This is a genomic window from Corallococcus sp. AB038B (assembly GCF_003668955.1).
Taxonomy (GTDB): domain Bacteria; phylum Myxococcota; class Myxococcia; order Myxococcales; family Myxococcaceae; genus Corallococcus; species Corallococcus exiguus.
Genome location: NZ_RAWO01000020.1, coordinates 87,626 through 100,780 on the forward strand (window position 1 = coordinate 87,626; position 13,155 = coordinate 100,780).

Annotated in this window: 12 protein-coding genes; 5 read left to right on the top strand and 7 right to left on the bottom strand. The window is 68.9% G+C overall.

What is annotated here, in order from left to right; all coding sequences use genetic code 11:
• Nucleotides 1-12 precede the first annotated feature (12 nt).
• Nucleotides 13-750, top strand: a complete 738-nt coding sequence (locus D7Y04_RS41250) for a VCBS repeat-containing protein (protein WP_233601820.1) — start codon at nt 13-15, stop codon at nt 748-750.
• 209 nt (nt 751-959) lie between these two features.
• Here the strand turns inward: D7Y04_RS41250 and D7Y04_RS41260 are convergent, their stop codons facing one another.
• From D7Y04_RS41260 to D7Y04_RS41285, 6 genes are all read right to left on the bottom strand, one after another.
• The gene (locus D7Y04_RS41260) at nt 960-1,238 is read right to left on the bottom strand and encodes a hypothetical protein (RefSeq protein WP_121762903.1); all 279 of its coding nucleotides are present in this window, start codon (nt 1,236-1,238) and stop codon (nt 960-962) included.
• A gap of 2 nt (nt 1,239-1,240) precedes the next feature.
• Nucleotides 1,241-1,585: a hypothetical protein gene (locus tag D7Y04_RS41265; RefSeq protein WP_147477309.1), complete on the bottom strand. Its 345-nt coding sequence runs from the start codon at nt 1,583-1,585 to the stop codon at nt 1,241-1,243.
• Nucleotides 1,578-1,895, bottom strand: coding sequence for a hypothetical protein (locus D7Y04_RS41270; protein ID WP_147477310.1), 318 nt, complete (start codon nt 1,893-1,895; stop codon nt 1,578-1,580). Before D7Y04_RS41270 ends, D7Y04_RS41265 begins: the two co-directional genes overlap by 8 nt.
• Before the next feature lie 258 nt (nt 1,896-2,153).
• Complete coding sequence (locus D7Y04_RS41275) at nt 2,154-2,603, bottom strand: hypothetical protein (protein WP_121754775.1); 450 nt, start codon at nt 2,601-2,603, stop codon at nt 2,154-2,156.
• Nucleotides 2,604-2,605: 2 nt separating this feature from the next.
• Entirely contained in the window at nt 2,606-4,504 is a 1,899-nt protein-coding gene (locus D7Y04_RS41280) for a ribonuclease R family protein (protein WP_121762910.1), read from the bottom strand.
• A 35-nt stretch (nt 4,505-4,539) separates the two neighbouring features.
• On the bottom strand, nt 4,540-5,550 hold the full coding sequence (locus tag D7Y04_RS41285) for a hypothetical protein (RefSeq protein ID WP_233601821.1): 1,011 nt from the start codon (nt 5,548-5,550) through the stop codon (nt 4,540-4,542).
• A gap of 249 nt (nt 5,551-5,799) precedes the next feature.
• Between D7Y04_RS41285 and D7Y04_RS41290 the strand changes: the two genes are divergently transcribed.
• Both D7Y04_RS41290 and D7Y04_RS41295 read left to right on the top strand, forming a co-directional pair.
• A complete protein-coding gene (locus D7Y04_RS41290) occupies nt 5,800-8,916 on the top strand; it encodes a protein kinase (protein WP_121762907.1) in 3,117 nt (1,038 codons plus the stop codon).
• Between the two features lie 121 nt (nt 8,917-9,037).
• Nucleotides 9,038-9,760 (top strand): head GIN domain-containing protein, encoded by a 723-nt coding sequence (locus tag D7Y04_RS41295; protein WP_120599970.1) that lies wholly within the window; start codon nt 9,038-9,040, stop codon nt 9,758-9,760.
• Nucleotides 9,761-10,189: 429 nt separating this feature from the next.
• On the opposite strand, the gene D7Y04_RS41300 is transcribed toward D7Y04_RS41295, so the two are convergent.
• Nucleotides 10,190-11,209 carry an aldo/keto reductase gene (locus D7Y04_RS41300; RefSeq protein WP_120599969.1) on the bottom strand — a complete coding sequence of 340 codons (1,020 nt, stop codon included), beginning with the start codon at nt 11,207-11,209 and terminating at the stop codon, nt 10,190-10,192.
• A 78-nt stretch (nt 11,210-11,287) separates the two neighbouring features.
• Here D7Y04_RS41300 and D7Y04_RS41305 point away from each other — a divergent pair, with 78 nt between their 5' ends.
• Both D7Y04_RS41305 and D7Y04_RS44740 read left to right on the top strand, forming a co-directional pair.
• Nucleotides 11,288-12,004, top strand: a complete 717-nt coding sequence (locus D7Y04_RS41305) for a DUF429 domain-containing protein (RefSeq protein WP_120599968.1) — start codon at nt 11,288-11,290, stop codon at nt 12,002-12,004.
• Nucleotides 12,005-12,074: 70 nt separating this feature from the next.
• Nucleotides 12,075-13,016, top strand: coding sequence for a hypothetical protein (locus tag D7Y04_RS44740; protein WP_158627682.1), 942 nt, complete (start codon nt 12,075-12,077; stop codon nt 13,014-13,016).
• Nucleotides 13,017-13,155 lie beyond the last annotated feature (139 nt).

The following is a 13,155-nucleotide window of genomic DNA, read 5'->3' on the forward strand; positions in this document are numbered from 1 at the left end:
GGTCCTGCTCCCGTGAAGACGTCCCTGCTGGCCGTGTTGTCGTCCGCTGTGCTGCTCACCGGTGCGCCTGCCTCCGCGCAGAACAGTGAGTTCGTGAAGTCCGCGCAGGTGGACCTGGACGGGGACGGCAAGCCGGACGCGGTGTCGCTCACGGCGGGGGAGGACGGGAAGTTCACCTTGAAGGTGGGCGGCGCGACGTTGAAGGGCGACGCGTCCGGCAACGAAGTGCCTGGCTTCCAGGTGGTGGACCTGGACACGGGCGACAAGTGGAAGGAGTTGCTGGTCCAGACGCTGGGGGAGCTGGACGACGGCCACCGCTACTTCGTCTACGGCTACGACGGCAAGGCAGTGAAGCTGTTGGGGAACGTGCACGCGCTGACCGAGGCGAAGGGCAACGGCATCGTCCTGGTCGATAGGTGGATGGCGTTCTGGCAGAAGCGGGACAAGTACACGCTGGACCGCAAGGCGTGGAAGCTGGTGCACGTGCCGCAGGAGCTGTACGCGGTGACGGCCGAGCCCGGGAAGGAGGTCACGGCCACGGTGAAGAAGTCCTTCCCGCTGACGCAGAGCCGCACGGGTTCCGCGGTGCTGGCCACGACGGCGCAGGGCTCCAAGGTGACGGTGCTGGCCGCGAGCGTCCCCGCGAAGGGGGAGGTCCTGTACCTGGTGAGGTCGTCCACCGGGCTGCTGGGCTGGGTGCCCGGCAACGTCCTGGTGGAGTCCACGGACGGGTTGCCGCTGGCGGGGTGAGTTACTCCGTCCCGGGCGAAGCACGCATGAGGATGATGTTGCGTGCTCCGCACACGTCACAGACCAGATACCGCTCGAATCGTGTCGGGTCTGTTGAACTGACCTCATCGTGAACGGTGAGGAAACCGTCTGCCTTCTCCGGGCAGCGGACCTGGGCCCCTGGATTCTCCGCGAGGATCTTCCCGGCTTGAATCCAGGCCTTGCTTGTCTCAGAGATCATCGGGATTACCGCCCCCCTTCATCTTCTCCGCGTAGTCCTCCAGCTCCTGGTGCAGTGGCTCTGCTGCCTTGACGATGCCGCGCCAGACAGGGTGGCCCGCGGCGATGAACTTCGCATCACCGAAGGGCAGGCCATGGAGCTGCGCCAGCCCCATGATGCTCTTGGCTAGAGGCAGGCCTGCGTCATGGAGCGCCACGACTGTATCATCCACGGAGAGGCCACGCTGGACGTCCGGGCGGAGTGAAGCAATGACGGCGTCGTAATCCATGTTCAGTATTTCCGAAGGCTTAACCAATCCAGGTTGATTGAATCATTCAGGCGCAGCACCAGCCGGGCATCACTTCCTTGATACGAGAAGCGGCATGTCATGGTCTTGCCCGAGACTGTCATTGATTCTGCCCCTTCATGGGAGACAGTGATCAGTGGCAAGTCCATGACCTGAAGGGCCGTTTGCACCGAGCGCTCGAAGAGATTGAATGAGAACCGCAGCCTGACGCCCCGGCGGTCCGAGACTTCGTAGCACCAGTAGCCATCCTCGACGGACCGTTCGACCGGTTCCGCGCTGAAGAACTCAAGAAGCTCAAGCTCGTCAGGAATCGAGAACACGTCACTCATCCACGCCGCCCTTCTGCGCTCCCGTGGCGAGGTCGACCTCGAACGTCTGCGTCGCCTCCGTCCGCATGTCCCAGTACTCACCGATGATGGAGCGCTCCGTCACCTGGACGATCTTCAAGCCATCCCATGACAGCCGCTTCGTCCGCCACCGCAGGCCTTCCGCGCCGTAGGCCACCATTTCGGTGAAGTCCGCGAACACCACGACTCCAGCCGCAGGCACGGCGCGGACGTCCGTCACGGGCGCCACCTGGACTGGCTCCCAAGTGCTGGGGTCGCGGACCGTGACGAGATAGCCCGCACCTCGTGACACGACACAGAGCTTCTCCGGGCTTGGCATTGCTAGGACGCGGCTGACTCCCGCACCCTTCACGTTTCCGGACGCGAACATCCCCAGCCAGGGTGCACCGCCTGCTGGCGTGACACGCACCAGCAAGCCGTCCTGTCCTGCGGCGGTGTTCCCGGGGAAGAAATGCCGTGGGGAGGTCTGTGCGCCGGGGCCTTCATCCGGCACCTCCCACGTATAGGTGCCATGAAAGCCAGGGTCTGTCGGTTCACTCATGCTTTTCAATCAGGGTTTCGGTCCGTCCCGTCGAACCAGGACGTCGTTGTCGATCTTTTCGAGCTCGGAGAACCGCAGACCTTCGAGGGCCATCCGGCGCACCAACGGTCTGGCGGCCTCAGCCAGCTCCCCGACCTGGATGGGTCGCTCGGGCATGGCCACCCGCTTGTACGGTCCCCCATACGGATCCGCGTCGAACGCGAACACGCCCCGCTCCGCCATCATCCGCCAGGTGTTCTCGCAGCCCTCCGCCACGCTCGGCGCGAAGCGCACCTCTGAAGAGACAGGGGACACGAGAATGGCGTTGATGGCGGCATCCAGGGCGTCCGTGTCCTGCAAGACTTCGCACGGCACATAACCTCCCCCCGCCGTGCTCAGCAGGGCGACGTGTCCCTCCACGTCGCTCGCGAGCCAATCGAATTCGTAACCGTCGATCTCCTTGGCCGATATCGCGCCCATGGCTATTCGACCAGGGCGAACTCCACCCGGCCCAGCTGCTCATCCGTGGAGACGACCTTCACGTTGATGGGCATGCCCACGGTGAAGGTCCGCGTCTTGCCCACCATGGACAGCTCGCGCGTGTCCGGGCGGTAGGGGCCGCCCGCGAGTCCTTCCGCCGGCACCATGCCCTCCACCCACATGCCATCCAGCTGCGCGACCAGGCCGAAGGGCTTCACGCGCACGATGCGCGCGGGGAACTGCTGCCCGATGCGGGTGGACATGAAGCGCGCTTCCAACTCGTGGTGGCGGTCCACCTCCGCGCGGCTGGCGGAGCGGGCTCGCACGTTGATGTGCTGGGAGAGCTTTTCAATCTCCGGGTCCTCGTGCACGAAGTCGCGCCGGCCGTGGAGGTACGCCTTGATGAGCCGATGCACGGCCAGGTCCGCGTACCGGCGGATGGGCGACGTGAAGTGCAGGTACAGCGACGCCGCGAGCCCGAAGTGCGGGCCCGGCTTCACGGTGTAACGGGACGGGCCCAGCGAGCGGCGCAGCACCGAGCGCAGCGCGGCCTCCGCCTTCGCTCCGGAGATCTGCCGGTCGAACGCTGCCAGGGCCAGCGGGGTGATCTGCGCGCCAAAGCCCGCCGCGAATCCCGAGTGCAACGCGAACGCGTTCACGTCCGCCACGCGCTGCGGATCCGGCTGTTCATGCACCCGGTACACGGTGGGCACGCCACGGGTCATCAACCAGGTGGCGATGGCTTCGTTGGCCGCGACCATGAAGCGCTCAATCATGTTGTGCGCGGAGGTGTCCTTCTCCCCGGCGAGCCCGGACACGACGCCGGTGGCGGTGTCGAAGGTGAAGCGCGCCTCGTCGCGGGACATGGCCATGCCGCCGCGAGCCGCTCGGGATACGGCGAGCCGCGCGGATGCCAGGCGGAACCAGGGCATGGCCTCACGCACGGGCTCCATGGCGGGAGAGATGGAGTTGTCGTCGAGGAAGGCCGCGACCTCGTCGTAGTTCAGCCGTGCCCAGGAGCGGATGAGGCTTTCATAGACATCCGCGGCGGTGACGCGGCCGTCGGGGTCGATGCGCAATTCAACGGTGAGACAGTGGCGCTCCTCGTTGGGCACCAGGCTGAGCCAGTGCGCGGACAGCTCCTCCGGGAGCATGGGGAGCACGCGGCCGGCCAGGTACACGCTGGTGGCGCGGGCGCGGGCCTCCAGGTCCAGGGGGGTGTTCTCCTTCACGGACTCGCTCACGTCCGCGATGGACACGAGCAGGCGCACGGCGCCGTCGGGGCCTGCGGGCAGCACGGAGATGGCGTCGTCGATGTCGCGGGTGGACGGCGCATCCACGGTGACGGTGGGGATGGAGCGCAGGTCTCGCCGGGCGCCGCCCAGGGCGTGGGGGGTCTCCTTCGCACGGAGGGCTTCCTGGACGACCTCCGAGGGGAAGTCCCGATGGAGGCCGTGGCGGGCGATGACTCGCTCCAGGGAGCGGTCGGCGCCGGGCTCCAGCTTGTAGAGGAGGACGACCTTCCCGTCCGCGATGCGGGCGACGACGGCGTCGTTGTGCTGGACGGCGGTGGTGCCCGGGTCCAGGGGCCAGTCGGTGTTGGAGACCTCCTTGTCGATGCGCAGGAAGAAGGCGCCCTTGCGCGACACGACCTCGCCGTAGACGACGGTGCGGGTGCGCTCCACGAGCGACAGGCCAGACGCGGTCCACCGGCCCTCGCCAGACGCGGTCACGGTGGCGGAGACGACGTCACCCGCGAAGAGGGGGTTCAGGTCCGGAGGAGGGATGAAGGCGGACAGCACCTCCGGGGTGCCGGGCTTCTGCACGGTGAGGAAGCCGAAGCCACGGGGATGCACGTCGACGCGGCCGGTGACGGTGCGCGGGGAAGCGGAGGTGTCCATGTCGGTGCCGTGCTTAGCCCACGTCGGGACGAACGTCACTGGAAGCCAGGGGGCTTCCCACTGTCTGTCTTCAACCTCGCTCCCGGGTTCAGCTCGAACACGAGCCCGAACTGCCAGAGGCTGATGCGCTCCAGGAAGAGGATGTTGTAGTAGTCCTGCCCCCGCACATACCTGGCGAACACGCCGAAGCCGGACGCCCAGCGCGGATTCGCCGCCACCTCCACGCTCAGCGTTCCCCGCTGCGCCGGCGTCTCACCGAATGGATGCGAGAACGAACCCTCCAGCCGGAAGCGGTTCCCGTTCACCTCGCGCTCCCCCACCAACCCCACCCCCCAGTGCCCATTCCCATACACGTGGCGCTGCGCCGGGCTCATCCCTCCGGGTCCAATGGCTGAGTTCAATTCGTAGAAGGCATTCGCCCCCACCAGCCATGCACTCAGCCGGTGCAAATCCACTCCGAACCCCAGCCGGCTGTGCAATTCGAAGCGCAGCACGTTCGTGGAGAAGCTCCCCGTGATTTCATTCAACGGCAGCGTGCCCTCCGCGGGCTCGCAGTTCGGGTCCGTCCCCGTCTGGTTCGCGAAGAAGCACCCGTCCTCGCCGTTGGAGTAGTGCCCCGCGATGACGTTCAACCCCAGCGCCAGCACCCGGGGCGCTCCGTCCTTGTCGGGGCCGTGCAGGAGCCGCAGGTGCGCCGCCTGGAGCGTCAACTTCATCAGGTACGACGGCGGCAGGATGGGGTTGCTGTCCGTGTTCGCCATCCGCAGCCGGATGTTCGGCGTGAACACCGCCGAGAACAGCGTCTCCCGCCCGTCCTCCTTGAAGTCGTCCAGCTTCAACTGCGGCAGGAAGAGGTTCGGCGCGAACTGGCCCTCGAAGACCAGCGGCAAGGGCGAGTCCGGGTCCCCCTGCCGCTGGATGCGGCTGGGCGACACGAACAGGTACGTGCGGTCCAGGAACAGCGGCGTCTGCAGGTCGTACTCCACGTGGAGCCCCTTCGCCTCCGCCCCACCCCACCCCAGGAGCACCCCCAGGAGCGCCCCCACGCGCCGTCCCCACCTGCCTGACTGATGCCCTCGCAGCCGCATGGCACGCACAGTACTGGTGCCCCTCCCGCTGTCCCTCCGTCCCGGAGGCGACCCCTCCGGTGTCGGACAGTTCGTGCGCCTCCGTTCCAGAAACCCTGTCCTCGCCCGGACGAAGGCGCATCCTCGTAAACCCTGGCATCCGGCCAGAAACGGGGGTCCGGGCCTTTCGCGCCGGTGCCTGCACCGGTGTAGAGTCGGACCCCTTCAATGGCTGGGACGACGCTGACGCTCACCCCGGACGGGTTCCGCGGCCGGGTGCTGGGCAAGTACGAGGTGCTCTGCCGCCTGTCGACAGGCGGGATGGCGGAGATTTTCCTCGCGGCCCAGAAGGGCCTGGCCGGCTTCCGCAAGATGGTGGTGCTGAAGCAGATCCTCCCCGACATCCGCGGCGAGGAGGAGTTCGTCCGGATGTTCCTGGACGAGGCCAAGGTCACGGCCGCGTTCAACCACCCGCACATCGCCCACGTGTACGACCTGGACGTGGCGGACGGCGAGCTGTTCCTCGCCATGGAGTTCGTCCCGGGCGCCACCCTGGTGGAGGTGGCCCGCGCGTGCCGCACCGCCCATGAGCCCATCCCCATGGGCCTGAGCCTGATGGCCGTGCGCGACACGGCCGTGGCGCTCAACTACGCGCACAGCTTCACCGACCCGCTGGGCCGGCCCTCGCCCGTCGTCCACCGCGACGTGGCCGAGAAGAACATCATGGTGACGTACGAGGGCGTCACCAAGCTGCTCGACTTCGGCATCGCCAAGAGCCTGGCGCGCGCGGGCCGCACCGCCGTGGGCATGGTGAAGGGCACCAGCGGCTACATGTCCCCGGAACAGATCATGGGCGACCCGCTGGACGCCCGCAGCGACCTGTTCAGCCTGGGCGTGGTGCTGCACGAGTGCCTCACCGGCATGCGCCTCTTCTACGCGAAGAGCGCCGAAGCCATGATGAACGCCGTGCTGAGCGGCGACGTGCCTCCGCCCTCGCGCGTGAACAAGGAAGTGCCGCCGGAGCTGGACGCCATCGTCCTCAAGGCGCTCGCGAAACGGCGCGAGGACCGCTACGGCACCACGCTGGAGTTCGCCCGCGCCATCGAGCGCGCCGTGGGCCAGCGCATCTGGCACCCCGAACAGAGCAGCGAGTTGATGCTGCGGCTGTTCACCGAGCGCCGCGACCAGACCCGCCTGCTGCTCATGAGCGGGCAGTCGACCGGGGACGGAACCTCCAGCGAGACGCAGGTGGCGCAGGTGCTCGCCCGGGGCGGAGAGGTCCCGGAGCCGGCCACGCTTCCGCCCGCGAGTCCGCTGCCGCAGATCTCCTCCACGCTGCCGCCTCGCGCGCCCGCGGCGCCTGCCAAGGCACCCGCTCCGGCGAAGGCGCCGCCGGCTCCCGCTGCCGCCGCGGGGGGCCGCCGCAACACGACGGAAGAGGTGGCGGTCCGCAAGCCCGCGGCGATGCCTCCTTCGCGCCGGGTGTCGCCTCCCACGGAGCCGCTCCGGCCGCCTCCGCCCACGAATGAGATGTCCGCGCAGCCCGACGATTCCGAACCGGGCGTGCGCACCCAGCCGGCCCTGCCTCCGGTGATGCTGGATTCGTCGCTGCGCATCACGGCGCCCGTGACGGCGTCCCCCGGCCACGTCGAGAGCGAGACCATCCTCACGCCGCTGTCGCGCATGGGCACGCAGCCTCCCGAGGAGCCGAAGGCGCGCCATGCGAAGGAGCCTCCAGCCTTCGTGCCGCCGCCCAACGAGCCTCGCGCCCGGGGTGGACGGGAGTCCGAGGAAGGCCGTGCCCGGTCTGGAGCCTCGGACGATGCACGGCAGCGCTCCGGACGTGATGCGGCCCATGGATCCGCCGAGGACTCGCGGCCCCGTCCGCCGCGCGAAGCCCTCAACGCGCCTCCCGAGGAGGCTCGGCCGAAACCGCCGCGTGAAGCCTTCAGCGCGTCCGGTGAGGATGCGCGGTCCCGCTCCGCGCGGGATGCCGCGAATGGGTCCGCTGAGGATTCCCGTCCCCGCCCTCCTCGTGATTCCTCGAATGGATCCGCCGACGATGCACGCGCCCGGTCGGGCCGCGATGCCTCGAATGGATCCGAGGACGCGCGCGGGCGGTCTGGCCGCGATGCCTCGAATGGATCCGCCGACGATGCACGCGCCCGGTCTGGCCGTGATGCTTCGAACGGATCCGCGGACGATGCGCGTGCTCGGTCTGGCCGTGATGCTTCGAACGGATCCGCGGACGATGCACGTGCCCGGTCGGGCCGCGATGCTTCGCACAACGGCGCGGAAGACTCCCGTCCCCGCCCTCCTCGTGACGCCTCGAACACCAGCTCCGAGGACTCCCGTCCCCGGCCCTCACGGTCCGCCACACAGGACAGCCTCCGCGTCACCCAGCCCCACACCGCGCCGCAGGCCCTGCTGAACGACAGCGAGACGGCCATCTCCCGCGTGCCGTCCAAGCCTCCCGAAGAGGCCCCCGAGAAGACGCCCGCGGTCCGCCGCTCCCCGTCCTCCCGCCGCAAGCAGTCCTCGCCTCCCGCACGCTCCACCCCGGCGCGCGCCTCCGGCCGCCCCACCGAACCGCACGACTTCCTCGCCGATGCCCCCGCCCCCCGCCGAGGCAAGGGCGGGCTCATCGCGGCCGGCATCGTGTTCCTCGCCATCGCGGGGCTCGGCACAACCGTCGCCCTGGGACTCGACGGCGGTCGCGTGTCCGCGCTGTGGAGCTCCGTGCTCTCGCGCAAGCCGGACACGAACTCATCCACAACTTCTCCACCGCCCCCTTCCGAGCCCGGGGCCCAGAAGCCCGCCCCCACCGAACCCGCCTCACCGGAACCCTCCACGGAAGTCGCCCAGGTCACGCCTCCCGCCGACCCCGCGACTCCCACGGAAACGGCGCCCTCGGACCCGCCGCCTCCCAGCAACGAAACCGCCACCGACGACGCCCAGGCCCCGAAGGCGAAGACGCGCACCCCTGTCCGCAAGACCGGCAAGCGCGACGCCAGCGACCCGACGGCCACTCCAGTCCGCGGCAAGTCCCGCACCGCCGCGCCCGTCGACGACTCGGATGCCGACCTCCCTGCCCCGGATGACGGCGCCACCGAAGCGGCCGCGCCCCAGGGCTTCCTCACCCTGGTCACGGAACCTTCCGCCCGCGTGTCCCTGGCCGGCCGTTCCCTGGGCGAGACGCCTCTCAACAAGGTCGCCCTCCCGGTGGGCAGGCACACCCTGAAGCTCATGGACGGCACCGGCCGCCCCTTGAGGCTCCTCGTGGAGATCAAACCCGACGACGTCACCTCCGTCCGGGTCCCCCTGGAGATGCTGGACAGTCCCTGAACCTGTCCGGCTGTCGGACAAGTTCGCGCCTTGCCACGCAATCATCCGCTGGGGTCCTCCGTACCCGAGGCATTCCGCCGGGACGTGCTCCCACGTCCTCGCGCCTCGCCCGGAGCCGCCCATGAGGATGTCCTCGCTGTCCCTGCTCGCCGCCTGCTGCCTCGTCACCTCCGCCTGCACCGCCCACGCGGAGGACGCAACCCGGCCCTCCCAGGGCGCCGGCGAGACGCGCCAGGTGGAGGACTTCCACGGCGTCTCCGTGAGTCACGGCATGCACGCGGAGGTGAAGGTGGGCCCCAAGTCCGTCCGCCTGGAGGGCTCCCCTGAAAACCTCTCCCGCCTCCAGTTGGAGGTGGAGGACGGCATCCTCACCACGCGCGTGGAGCGCAAGGGCTGGAGCGGCCTCAACGGCAAGGTGAAGCTCATCGTGTCCTCGCCCCGCATCGACCACCTGGAGGCCAGCGGCGGCAGCCACATGAACGCGGACGTCACCGCGTCCGGCGAGTTCGACGCCGAGGCCAGCGGCGGCTCCGTCCTCACCGTGCGCGGCGTGGACGCCAAGCAGGTGGAGGCCGAGGCCAGCGGCGGCTCCGAAATCACGCTGACCGGCCGCGCGACGCAGCTGGAGGCCGAGGCCAGTGGCGGCGCGCAGGTGCACGCCCAGAAGCTCCAGGGCATCACCGACCTGAAGGTAGAGGCCAGCGGCGGCTCCATCGTGGAGGCCGATGCCCCCGCCAGCGTCTCCGGTGACGCCTCCGGCGGCAGCATCATCCGCCTGTCGAAGCGGCCCCAGAACTCCAACGTGGACGTCAGCGGCGGTTCGCGCCTCGACGCCTCGAACTAGCAGCGGTACCGGGAAAGGTTAGCCGGGCCCCGGGGAGTTCCCGGGGCCCGGACAGGCCCCCCACGAAGCAAAAGAGACGCCGCACACCGGACCTCCAAGGTCATCCGGGCGACCGTCCTACCTTCCACGTGGATGCCGACCACACCGGAGTGCCGTCGGACAGGCGCGTGGGCCCCATGGAACGCGCTCGAGTGACCGAACGCTTCGCAGTCCCCAAGATATCGGGAACCCGTCCCAATCCCAAACACCCAGCGTCGCTTTCGCCGCAGGACTCGCAGGGGAACCCGCGTCCCGCCACGCCTGCCATCCCCGACGGGCTGTAAATACGAAAGCACCGCGCTCACACGGTGCGTCGTTGAGACGCGTCAGGTCGGGTCCATCCAGCGATGATGGAAAACTCCGCATGCGTGGGACTCCGTGAGCAACCGCTCAGCGGGCCGGCGGGAAGCGGTCCGCGTTCTGACGCTCCACCATCCAACCCGGGTACTCGGGAGGCAGCTTGGAGACGGCGTCCAGCTTCGCGAGTTGCTCGGCGCTGAGGCGCAGCTCGGACGCGGCCAGGTTGTCCTCGAGTTGGGCCTGCGTCTTCGCGCCGAGGATGACGGTGGTTACGTGCGGCTGGTGCAGCAGCCAGGCGAGCGCCACGCGCGCCACGGTGGTGCCCGTCTCCTTCGCGACCTCATCCATCACGTCGATGGCGTTGTACGCACGCTCGCGGTCCACGGGCGGGAAGTCGAAGGTGGTGCGGCGGGCGCCCTCGGGGCCTTCGGCGTTGCGGCGGTACTTGCCGGAGAGGAAGCCGCCCGCGAGCGGGCTCCACACCATCAAGCCCACCTGCTGGTCCTTCATCAGCGGCACCAGCTCGCGCTCCAGGTCGCGGCCGGCGATGGAGTAGTAGGCCTGCAGCGATTCGAAGCGGGACAGGCCGCGGTGGTCGCTCAGGCCCAGCGCCTTCATCAGCTGCCACGCGGCCAGGTTGGACGCGCCCAGGTAGCGCACCTTGCCCTGGCTCACGAGGTCGTCCAGCGCGCGCAGCGTCTCCTCCAGCGGCGTGGCCACGTCGTAGCCGTGGATCTGCAAGAGGTCGATGTGGTCCGTGCCCAGGCGCTTCAGGCTCGCGTGCACGGAGTCGAAGATGTGGTAGCGCGACAGGCCGGTCTCGTTCTGGCCCGGGCCCATGCGGCCGCGCACCTTGGTGGCCAGCACCACCTGCGAACGCTTCTCCGCCAACGCCTTGCCGAGCAGTTCCTCCGACTGCCCGTACGAATAAACGTTCGCGGTGTCGAAGAAGTTGATGCCCGCGTCCAGGCACCGGCCCACCAGCGCGTCAGCCTCCGACTGGCCCTGCTGCCCGATGTTCTTCCAGTAGCCCTCGCCACCGAAGGTCATGGCGCCGAAACACAGTTCAGAGACAAACAGGCCAGTGCGGCCCAGCGGACGGTAGTGCATGTGCGTGTCACCTTGGGTGGAAGTGAAGGCGGCCCCTCTTAACGTCCGGTGCGCAATCCCGCAGCAGGAAGACACGCGATGACGGACGCGCACCGGTTCGTGGGCTGGGACCTGACGGACCCCTTCGCTCGCGCGCCCCGCCCCGTGGACGAGGCCATCGTGGACGGTGACGGACGCGTGCGCTTCTCCCAGCGCGTCTGGCCCTCGGCACGGGAGCGGTACGGGCTGGACCCGGAGGCGCTCGCGGAGGCCTTCGCCGTGGGGCCCGGCGACGTCGTGGTGGTGGACGGGCCGCAGGCGTTGGCGAACCCCGGCGCGAAGGTGCGGGACGCGGAGCGGAAGCTGCGCGCCCCGGGCCGAACCCCGGACGTGCTGCCCATGCCCGGTGCGCCCTTCGCGGGCTTCGTGCGCGGCAGCGTGCTGCTGTTCGCCGCGCTGCGGGCCCATGCCCGGGTGCCCATGCTGGACCTGGACACGCCGTCGCTGTCACACGCGCGCCTGTTCGAAGCCTTCCCCGGTGCCACCTGGCGCGCGCTGGCTGTGGAGAAGTTGGGGGCAAAGTCCACGCCGGAGGGACGTGCACGGAGACAGGCCCTGCTGGAGGCATCCGGACTGCGATTCGAGGACTCGGGGACGTGCACACACGACCAGCTGGATGCCGCGCTCTGCGCCTGGCTGGGATGGCTCACGCGCACCCGGCCCCGGGATGTCATCGCGGTGGGCCTGCCCCTCACGCGTGTCGCGGATGAAACATTGCGCGAGGGGCGCATCCTGGATCTGCTCGGTCGACGATAATCCACTATTGCTATTTTTACTGCTTAAGCTGTTTTAATCCCTCTCAACTCCAACTGGAGAGGGACATCTCATGCGTGGAACGTCGTGGAAGGCCGTGACGGTGGTGGTGGGGCTCGTGGGCGCGCCGGTGCTGGCGGAGGACGCGACGGCCCGTCTGCCATACGGCGTGCCGGTGCCGGAGGGTCAGGAGCTGACGGCGGCGCCGGAGCCCTTCGACGAGTCGGTGCACGGCCGGGCGATTCCCAACACCCAGCCGCAGGCGAACGAGGTGTTGAAGGGCGTGGCGGCGCGGCTGCCGGAGCGCGCCAGCCGGCCGCGTCCGCGCGTTCCCATCCCGGACATCTTCCCGGGCTCCGGGGACCGGGGCTTCTGGGTGACGCAGGGCCAGGGCATCTTCGCGGCCAACGACGCGCAGACGGACCTGGTCATCCCGGACAACGCGATTGGGACGACCATCTATGCGCCCACGCACATGCCGGCGGGCAACGTGTGCGTGGAGACGGTAACGGCACACTGGCGCTATTCGGGCATGGCGACGACGGCGCACGCGCACGGCTTCTGGGACCACTGCGGCTTCGACGGTGCCACGGGCTGGCAGACCTTCGAGGGCATGGACGCGACGTGGAAGGGCAAGTACGTGCGCGTGCTGGACGGCGAGGAGCGCTACTTCACGGAGGCCTACAAGGACGGCAGTGGCTGCGCGCACGGCCTGCTCTACAACTTCACCCTGGGGCTCTGGGAGGAGAAGCTGACGCCCATCTGCGGCAACTCCGGCTTCGCCACCGGCTGGACGATGTGGGAGTCGCACTACCTGATGGACGTGGCCCAGCGCTGCCCCGCGTTCCCGCGCGTGCGCGCCTCTGGCATCCAGATCTACACCGTGAGCGCCTGGCCCGCGCTCACCACCAGCAACAGCACCCAGCTGGGCCCCTACGGCCTGTGCTGGACCAACGGCACATACAACTTCTCGGTGTCCGTGCCCAACAGCGATTGGACCGCGCTCACGCCGTGAGCCCGTGAGGACTCAGGGCGTGAGAAGAAATGAGCCTTCCGACTCGTCGAACCAGCCTTGCGCTATGGCGAGCAGGAGGTTGTGGGCGACGAGTGCGAGCAACCACGCGGCTTCGGCTCGCTTGCGACCTCGTACGTGA